The sequence below is a fragment of the Flavobacterium sp. ACAM 123 genome (assembly GCF_000264055.1).
Classification (GTDB): Bacteria; Bacteroidota; Bacteroidia; order Flavobacteriales; family Flavobacteriaceae; genus Flavobacterium.
The window spans coordinates 1-9425 of sequence record NZ_AJXL01000122.1 but is presented as its reverse complement, the minus strand read 5'-3'; the positions used below and the strand labels follow the sequence as shown (position 1 = coordinate 9425).

7 protein-coding genes and 1 CRISPR repeat array are annotated in these 9425 nt (G+C 36.2%); of the genes, 6 read left to right on the top strand and 1 reads right to left on the bottom strand.

Going from position 1 to position 9425, the window contains the following annotated elements:
- Positions 1–81 precede the first annotated feature (81 nt).
- Positions 82–1950 carry an alpha-amylase family protein gene (locus A3SG_RS0115980; RefSeq protein WP_016991011.1) on the bottom strand — a complete coding sequence of 623 codons (1869 nt, stop codon included), beginning with the start codon at positions 1948–1950 and terminating at the stop codon, positions 82–84.
- Positions 1951–2271: 321 nt separating this feature from the next.
- Here A3SG_RS0115980 and A3SG_RS0115975 point away from each other — a divergent pair, with 321 nt between their 5' ends.
- From A3SG_RS0115975 to cas2, 6 genes are all read left to right on the top strand, one after another.
- Positions 2272–3888, top strand: a complete 1617-nt coding sequence (locus tag A3SG_RS0115975) for an OstA-like protein (protein ID WP_016991010.1) — start codon at positions 2272–2274, stop codon at positions 3886–3888.
- Positions 3889–3905: 17 nt separating this feature from the next.
- Complete coding sequence (locus A3SG_RS0115970) at positions 3906–5102, top strand: aspartate aminotransferase family protein (RefSeq protein ID WP_029596862.1); 1197 nt, start codon at positions 3906–3908, stop codon at positions 5100–5102.
- 115 nt (positions 5103–5217) lie between these two features.
- Positions 5218–6612 (top strand): tetratricopeptide repeat protein, encoded by a 1395-nt coding sequence (locus tag A3SG_RS0115965; RefSeq protein ID WP_016991008.1) that lies wholly within the window; start codon positions 5218–5220, stop codon positions 6610–6612.
- A 1-nt stretch (position 6613) separates the two neighbouring features.
- The gene (locus A3SG_RS0115960; RefSeq protein ID WP_029596861.1) at positions 6614–7363 is read left to right on the top strand and encodes a shikimate dehydrogenase family protein; all 750 of its coding nucleotides are present in this window, start codon (positions 6614–6616) and stop codon (positions 7361–7363) included.
- A gap of 169 nt (positions 7364–7532) precedes the next feature.
- Positions 7533–8447, top strand: coding sequence for a type II CRISPR-associated endonuclease Cas1 (gene cas1 / locus A3SG_RS0115955; RefSeq protein WP_016991006.1), 915 nt, complete (start codon positions 7533–7535; stop codon positions 8445–8447).
- A complete protein-coding gene (gene cas2, locus A3SG_RS0115950) occupies positions 8423–8752 on the top strand; it encodes a CRISPR-associated endonuclease Cas2 (protein ID WP_016991005.1) in 330 nt (109 codons plus the stop codon). The genes cas1 and cas2 overlap by 25 nt, the downstream gene beginning before the upstream one ends.
- A gap of 111 nt (positions 8753–8863) precedes the next feature.
- Positions 8864–9425: direct repeats of the CRISPR family, unit length 36 nt; unit sequence AATATCGTGTTTTCTAATCTTTAATCAAACCACAAC.

The window sequence follows — 9425 nt, the reverse complement described above, 5'->3', positions numbered from 1 at the left end:
GATGCATGCTACCTTGTTAGCGCATCAGCATTTTTTGTTTTAGCATTTTAATAATAGGGAACTTTAAATTCGAAAAAAACGTTACAGTTGGTAAATAAAAGACTCTGAGGGCGCTATTTTAATTTGCACTTTTCCTATTCCATTAATTACTTTTAACTGTATTTTATTGCTTCTATAAAGCTGGTCTGTAATCGTATAGTCACCATCCTTTAAATTCCATTTTTCTATGATATCTGAAGGAATTTTAAGTTCGAATGTACTAGTAGTGAGCCAGGAGAAATTAGTGACTACAATCAGTTTTTGAGTGTCTGACCAGCGCGTGAACGCATAAATACCCGGATCAAAACCCAGAGTTGCTTGCCTGTTAACGGTTTGAATTTCTTGAAATTCGCCCATTAAGGCAGAACTAGTGAGAGAGAAATTAAGCAATCTCTTGTAGAAATCCCTAAGCGCTTTTTCCTTTTCCGTAAGTTGTCCCCCGTCAAATTTACCATTATTCATCCAACGTTGATGGCTTGGCACTCCTACGTAATCAAAAATTGAAGTTCTGGAATGCGTTCCAAAACCTCCATTTTCATTGCCGGCCTCACCCACTTCCTGCCCAAAATAAATCATGGTGGGTGCTGAACTAATCGTTGTGGAAACAACCATCAAAGGTTTCCCTCTTTCTGGAGTGCCAGCAAATTCAGGACTCGCTAAACGTTGCTCATCGTGGTTATCTAAAAAGTGCAACATATTATGTTCAATATCTTTCATACCTACCTGAATGTCTGAAAGCCCGTCTGGCAATGACTTTCCTTGAATCACTTCTTTCAATTTATCATAGGTTTCCACCTTGTCATACAAATAATCCATTTTCCCTAAACGAATGTAATTACGGTATTCCTTTGGATTGTACACTTCCGCCAATAGAAAAGCATCCGTGTTTTGCCTCTTTATCGCTGAGTTCATATAACTCCAGAACTCGTAAGGAACCATTTCAGCCATATCATAGCGAAATCCATCCACCCCTTTTGCTGTCCAAAACAAAGCAATATCCCTGAATTTCATCCATGAATCGGGTACGTCTTTCCCTTCCCAAAACTCGAAATGGGCTGCAACTGACTTAGTATCGTACCCTGCTGGAAGCTCTTGGAAGTCTTTTGAACCGTCCGGACGAATCCCGTAATTCACTTTTACTGTTTCATACCAGTCGTTCTTATCCGGTTTTACCCTCTTCGAACCATTACCGGTCCATTTAGCAGGAACTTCAATAAACATGCCGTCGCTTAACGGATTTCCCTCTCCATTCAAAGGCTTAGCTATCTCTGGTGCTTCAAAATGGGAATTTGGAATATAATAGAAGTTGTTGTCTCTTTTATATGCTACAGTTACATCATCATCTACCCCAAAGTCAGTGACTCCTTGAGGATTGTTTTTACCTTCGTATTTTCGTGCTATATGGTTGGGTACAATATCAATTATCAATTTCAAACCTGCCTTGTGCGTTCTTGCAATCAGTGCTTCAAATTCTGCTAACCGATCACTTGGATTAACGGCCAAATCAGGATTTACATTGTAATAATCCTTAACAGCATAGGGGGAACCTGCCCTCCCTTTCACAACATCCGGGTCGTCATTTGAAATACCAACTGTGGTATAATCTCTAACCAAAGCATGATGTGGCACTCCGGTGTACCAAATATAGCTGACACCCAGATCCTTTATTTCATCCAGTGCTTTATCCGTGAAATCATTAAACTTCCCTACGCCATTTTCTTCAATAGTACCCCAAGGCTTATTATTTGTATTTTTATTCCCAAATAAACGGGTAAAAACCTGGTAGACTACTATTTTGTTTTCGGCGGGAAGAGACTCTTTTTCTACATTCCTTTTTATAGCCGTCGTTTTACAAGCCGTAGTGACAAGAATTAAACTTATCCCTGTAATAAGAACCGTTTTTTTTATCATTTATCGTTAGTTTTAATAGAAGTTTGCATTCCTTTTTACAAAAAAATGACTTACGTAATTAGTTTTTAAATTTACTCTATTTTTTTAAAATGCGACGACACTCTTCTTTAATAACACAGAATAAAGCAGCGAAAATAAGCACTACAACGAGAGAGTTATTCTATTTGTTCATAACTTAACAAACGAATTAAAAAGCCTTTCTAGATTACTGTATTTGAATTTATAAATAAATGCTAATATAGATTAGGATTGTTTCCTTTTTCTTAAATTTGACAAAAATTAAATCCATTGAAGAAGTCCTTCTTTTTTATCTGTTGCTGTTTGCTAATACTGAGTTCAAAATCCGTTTTAGCGCAAGCACCAAAAAAAATTATTGTAGAGCATTCTGATTTTGCAGATGTCAATCAGGTGGAGATGCCAGATGCCTTTCTACTTACCGGAAACGTGCGCGTCAACCACGATGGAGTTGTCTTAACGTGCAATAAAGCCTATTATTTTCAGAAAGAAAATTATATTAAAGCTTTTGGAAATGTACAATTAGTTCAAGGAGACACTTTGTTCCTAAACAGTAAATATGCAGAGTACAGCGGTAATGCAAAAAAAGCTTTTGCTTCTGGTGAAGCTTTTATGAGTTCTACAGATGCCACGTTAGCCACGGACACCATAAATTTTGATCGAAATACTCAAGAAGTATATTACAATACAAAAGGTACAATTATCAATAAAGACAATACACTGATCAGTAAATCCGGTAGATATTATGTGACTCAAAAAAAATTCCAGTTCCTGACCGCCGTTACGATTACTAACCCTACTTATGTAATTAAATCAAATCATTTAGATTATTTCACGAATTCAGGTCACTCCTATCTTTTTGGACCATCGACAATTACAAGTAAAAAAAATTATATCTATACCGAAAAAGGGTTTTATGATACTAAAAAAAATCTGGGGCATTTTCTTAGAAAGTCCTTTATAAAATATGAAGATCGACTGATTGAAGGCGATAGTTTGTATTATGATCGAAATAAAGAATTTGCTTCCGCAACGCGTAATGTGAAAATTACGGATTCTGTCAATCGCGGAATTGTAAAAGGCCATTATGCCGAAATATATAAAAAACAAGATTCTATGTTTGTCACCAAAAGAGCAGTGGCCGTGAATTTTGTCGAGAATGACTCCGTTTACATCCACGGTAAAAAATTGATGGTAACTGGTAAAGAAGGGAACCGAATCATTCGTGCCTATACTAATGTACGGTTTTATAAAACAGACATGAGCGGAAAATGTGATTCGCTACATTCGAGTTCAAAAACAGCTTTAACAAAACTGATAGGGAACCCAGTACTATGGAATGGCGAGAGCCAGATTACGGGAGATTTGATGCATCTAATAGGAAATAATTCAACACAGGAACTCGATTCACTCAAGGTGCTCAATAATACCTTTCTAGTCTCAAAAGACACCTTAGGGACTGGATACAATCAAGTAAAAGGGCAAAATCTCTACGGAAAGTTGGAAGAAGGCAAGCTACACGAAGTGGATATCATAAAAAATGCAGAGGTACTCTACTATATGCGCAACGAGGCAAAAGAGCTCATTGGTATCAATAAAAATGTGAGTAGCAAAATCAATCTTATTTTAGAAAATAATACTGTGGAGACGATTACTTTTTTCAACCAAATTGACGGAGACATCTACCCAGAAAAAGACCTGCCAGAAAATGCAAGAAAACTTAGAGGCCTGGTCTGGCGGGGAGATGAAAGGATACGGTCTAAGGATGATCTATTTTCGGATGAAGAGAACGAACTTAACGAAAAAATGATAAAAGAAGGCGAAAGGGAGAATGCGCAGGAAAATGTTCCAATGAAAATCCGAGAGGAAACCTTGAACTACGATAAAAAGAAAAAACCAGAACCGAAAGCAAAAGTAAAATAATCAAATAAATAATAACTTTGAATACTGATTTCTTAAAATACCAGGCACAAACTTCTCCTTACCCATTGGGCATGGAGATTTCTTATGCCAAGGGTTCTTATATTTACGATAGCAATAATAAAAAATACCTGGATTTTGTGGCAGGGGTTTCGGCTTGTACGCTTGGGCACCAACCTACCAAAGTAAACCAAGCCATCAAAGACCAGCTGGATAAATATTCGCATGTGATGGTTTACGGTGAATATTCACAAGGTCCAGCGGTGGAATATTGCAAGCTTTTAGCATCTCTTCTACCGGCACCTTTAGACAAGACGTATCTGGTTAACTCAGGAACGGAAGCAATTGAAGGGGCATTAAAGTTAGCTCGACGCGTCACCGGTCGCAGTCAATTGATTTCTTGTCATAATGCCTATCATGGAAATACCATGGGCTCCTTGAGTATAATGGGTTTTGAAGAGCGCAAACAGATTTTCCGACCCTTGATTCCTGATGTCGATTTTATAACCTTCAACAACGAAGCCGATTTAGCCAAAATAACTACCAGAACAGCAGGTATCGTTTTAGAAACAATCCAAGGCGGTGCGGGCTTCATCCAACCGCATAATGACTTTCTGAAAAAGGTTCGCGAACGCTGTACCGAAGTAGGTGCCCTTATGATTTTAGATGAAATTCAACCGGGGTTTGGAAGAACGGGAAAACTTTTTGGATTCCAGAATTATGATGTTGTTCCTGATGTTGTCGTTATGGGAAAAGGAATGGGAGGCGGAATGCCTGTAGGTGCTTTTACCGCTTCAACGGCGATGATGGACTTATTGAGTGATAATCCAAAACTGGGACATATCACCACTTTTGGTGGCCATCCTGTCATTGCGTCAGCCTGCCTAGCTACATTACAGGAAATTACCGAAACCGACCTAATGCCTAAAGCTTTAGACAAAGAAAGACTGTTTAAATCACTTTTGGTACACCCTTTGATACAAGAAGTTCGAGGAAAAGGGTTAATGCTGGCCGCCATGACAGATAGCCCAGCAACAACGAATGAAGTGATTTTAAAATGTCAAGACAGGGGCCTTATTTTATTCTGGTTGCTATTTGAAGGATGTGCCATAAGAATTACACCGCCACTTACAATTTCAGATGATGAAATACATGAAGGTTGCGCAATAATTTTAGCGGTAATGGATGAAATAATTTTGTCGACTAAAAGTGATTAACAACTACCAAGTATTATTATTTGTTAATTAAATTGTTCACAACAATTCTGAATTTTCTTCTCAACAACAGTAAGGATGCCTAATTTTAAATAGGCCAAATTCTAAAAAACAAAGTATGCAGTTAAGCAACGAAGAAGAAGACTATAACTTATCCCTTAAGAAATTTGAGTCAATGTTGAAAACCAACAAAGTGCTCTTTTTTGACTCGGAAGAATTTGAAGAAATCATTCTTCATTATCTCGACATGGGTAAGGCCGCACTGGCAAAAAAAGCACTTAAGCTTGCACTGGATCAACACCCGAAATCGACCGGTTTGAAACTTGTACAAGTGGAAATGCTGGTATATGACGAAAAACTGGATATAGCAGAGAAACTACTCAATGAGCTATATGCCATCGAACCCACTAATGAAGAAATTTTTATTCAAAAGGCTAATATCTACTCAAAAAGAGACCAACACGATAAAGCCGTTGAATTATTAAACACTGCCTTGGAATATACTGATGATTATGCCGATGTGTATAATTTAATTGGGATGGAATATCTATTTATGGATAATCTGGAAATGGCAAAACAGAATTTTATCAAATGTCTGGAAGAAGACCTTGATGATCAATCCGCATTATACAATGTGGTTTATTGCTTTGAATTTTTAGATCAAAACTTAGAAGCGATTGACTATCTGAACAAATACATCGATAAGAATCCATATAGCGAAATAGCTTGGCATCAGGTAGGTCGCTTGTATTATGGGGTGAAAGATTATGAAAATGCGATTCGTGCCTTTGATTACTCTACTTTAATCGATGATGAATTCCTGGGCGCGTTTATGGAGAAAGCAAAAGCTTTTGAGCGACTAAATAGATACGAAGAAGCGATAGAAAGTTACAACCGCACCATCGAATTAGATGATGCCACTAGTTATGCCTTACTTCGAATAGGAAAATGTCACGAAAAATTAGGTAATAAAGTGTTAGCCCTTAAATTTTTCAATCAGACTGTTCATGAAGACCCTCTTTTGGACAAAGGGTGGATTGCGATTACCGATTTTTATGTACGTCAAAAAAACTATCAGAAAGCGTTGTTTTTTGTCAATAAAGCGTTAACAATCGACAATCAAAATCATTTGTACTGGAAGCGATACGCTACGATAAACAAAAAGATGGACTTATTTGAAGAAGCTGAGTTTGGTTTCAGAAAAGCAGTGGAATTTGGTGATCATGAATTAGACACTTGGTTATTCTGGGTTGATATACTGCAATTCTTGGGAGAATTTGAAAGTGCTATCACAACCTTGTTGCAAGCATGTGAATATTATCCTGAAGAAAATGAAATAGAATACCGTTTAGCCGGCTTGTATTATACGATTAAGGACAATACAAAAGCTAAATTTCATATGAGCAACGCCTTGCGTTTAAACTTTGACAACTGTAGTATTCTAGAAGATTTATTCCCTGCAATTTGGAGAAAAAAAGTGGTACAGAATTACATTGCAAAACATAAAAAATAAAATGTCAGATATAGTAAAAAAACGCTTTGGTTTATTAGGTCAAAATATTAGTTATTCCTTTTCGAAAGGCTATTTTACCGATAAATTCAATAACGAAAACTTTGAAGGTTATACGTACGAAAATTTTGATATTCAAGAGATTGACTCTTTTACTGCGATATTAAAGAACAATGCAGATTTAAAAGGACTGAGTGTTACTATTCCTTACAAACAAGCCGTACTCCCTTTTATAGATAAATTATCAAAAAAAGCAGCGCTTATTGGGGCTGTAAATACCATTAAAATCACAAAAAAAGGAAAACTAAAAGGGTACAATACGGATTACTACGGTTTCAAGAAAGCGCTAGAACCTTTGTTGCAACCGCATCACAAAAAGGCACTTATCCTGGGAACAGGAGGCGCCTCAAAGGGCGTTGCTTTTGCTTTAAATGAATTAGACATTGCGTATACTTTTGTTTCAAGAGAAGCCAAAGAAAATGCTATTGACTATAATCAAATCAATGCAACTACTTTTGACAATTACCAAATCATAATAAATGCCACTCCAGTAGGGACCAGTCCCGATACAGAGGCATTCCCTTTACTTCCATACGAATACTTCACGGATAACCATATCGCTTTTGACTTGATTTACAATCCTGCTGAAACGCAATTTCTAAAAAAAGCGAAGGCTGGCGGAGCGCAAATCAAAAATGGCTTAGACATGCTTATTTTTCAGGCGGAAAAAGCGTGGAAGATCTGGAATAAATAGTACAAAAAATTGATGACTATTGCATCAATTCAAAGCTTCTTGTCTATGTGACTGGAAGCTTTTTTTGTTTTAAATACATCTTAATTGTGGTTTCCCGTAATATTCTCATTACATAATTCACTAATTTGACTGAAAATCAATTATTTAAACAAATTAATAACTGATCCTCATGATAAAAAGAACTCTTTTAATTGAAAACAAGTCTTCAATTACGACAAAGAATCTTCAGTTAGTTATTAAAACTGAAACTAAAGAAAGTACTGTGCCTATCGAAGATATTGGCTTTTTAGTCCTTGACAATCCAGAGATATATTTAAGTATTCCGGCAATGAACTTAATTGTCGAAAATAATACAGCTGTAATTATTTGTTCCAAAAATCATCTGCCAAATGGAATGTTACTTAACCTCAACAGTCATCACATACAGCAAGAAATATTCAAAAACCAGATCGAAGCTTCCATGCCTTTAAAAAAACAACTATGGCAGCAGACTATTGTTGAGAAAATTAGAAATCAAGGACAACTATTAACTAAGATAACCAACCAAAAAAATACTTTTGAATTTCTGGCAAGCAAAGTTTTAAGTGGTGACACAACAAATATGGAAGGCGTAGCTGCTCAACAATACTGGAAGCATTTTCCACAACCTAACTTAGAATATGATGGTATAAAAAGAGGACGCTACGGAGATTACCCTAATAATTTTTTAAACTATGGTTACGCGATATTAAGGGCCGCAATTGCCCGAGCTCTTTCCGGAAGCGGATTATTAAATACCTTAGGCATTCATCATAAAAGTAAATACAATGCTTTTGCGTTAGCTGATGATATAATGGAACCCTTTCGTCCTATTGTTGATGAGAAAGTTTTTAGCATTATGCAAAACTATAATGAGCAAGAACTCAACACAGCGATAAAAGCCGAATTACTACAATTATTAACACGTACCGTGTACTTTAAAGACGAAAAAAGTCCATTGATGGTCGCGCTACAAAAAACAGCTAGTTCGCTCCAACAATGTTATACCGGAAACAGGAAAAAAATCAAATATCCGAAGCTATGGAACTCAATGGATACCGAATAATGTGGTTGTTCGTTTTTTTCGACTTGCCTACAGAAACAAAAAAAGACCGTCGAAATGCGTCGCAATTTAGGAATAATCTTTTGAAGGATGGTTTTTCGATGATGCAATACTCCGTTTATGTACGACACTGCGCTAGTAGCGAAAGTGCCGATGTCCATGAAAAAAGGATTTATCAGCTTTTACCACCCTTAGGAAAAGTAAGTGTATTGCGAATCACGGATAAACAGTTTGGAAATATCCAAAATTTTTGGGGCAAAACCGAAGTTCCCACAGCGCCACAACCCACACAATTGGAACTTTTTTAGGCTTAGAAACAAAAAAATGCCTCAATAGTGGCTTATCAAACCAATAAAGAGGCATTTTTTTATACGATATCTTCTTTAATTCCATGATTATCAGAAGGTAACAAGCCAACTAATATCGTGTTTTCTAATCTTTAATCAAACCACAACTTATTAGCCATTTAGTTGTAGAATTTTGTAAATATCGTGTTTTCTAATCTTTAATCAAACCACAACTACTCTCAAGTATCTAGTATAATTCAAAAAAATATCGTGTTTTCTAATCTTTAATCAAACCACAACCAAGAAGCTTTCACTTGATGAGTGAGAAGAATATCGTGTTTTCTAATCTTTAATCAAACCACAACGAAAAATCAGTTAATTTAAAAGAATCTATAAATATCGTGTTTTCTAATCTTTAATCAAACCACAACTGCTTCGTTTGATGTTTGTATGTTCCTTAAATATCGTGTTTTCTAATCTTTAATCAAACCACAACTAGTTACAGGCAATAATTAAAATAGTGATTAATATCGTGTTTTCTAATCTTTAATCAAACCACAACTAGCCCCGCTATGGACCTAACTACTTGCCTAATATCGTGTTTTCTAATCTTTAATCAAACCACAACTAATACCTTAGTGCTTTGATACGTAGATACAATATCGTGTTTTCTAATCTTTAATCAAACCACAAC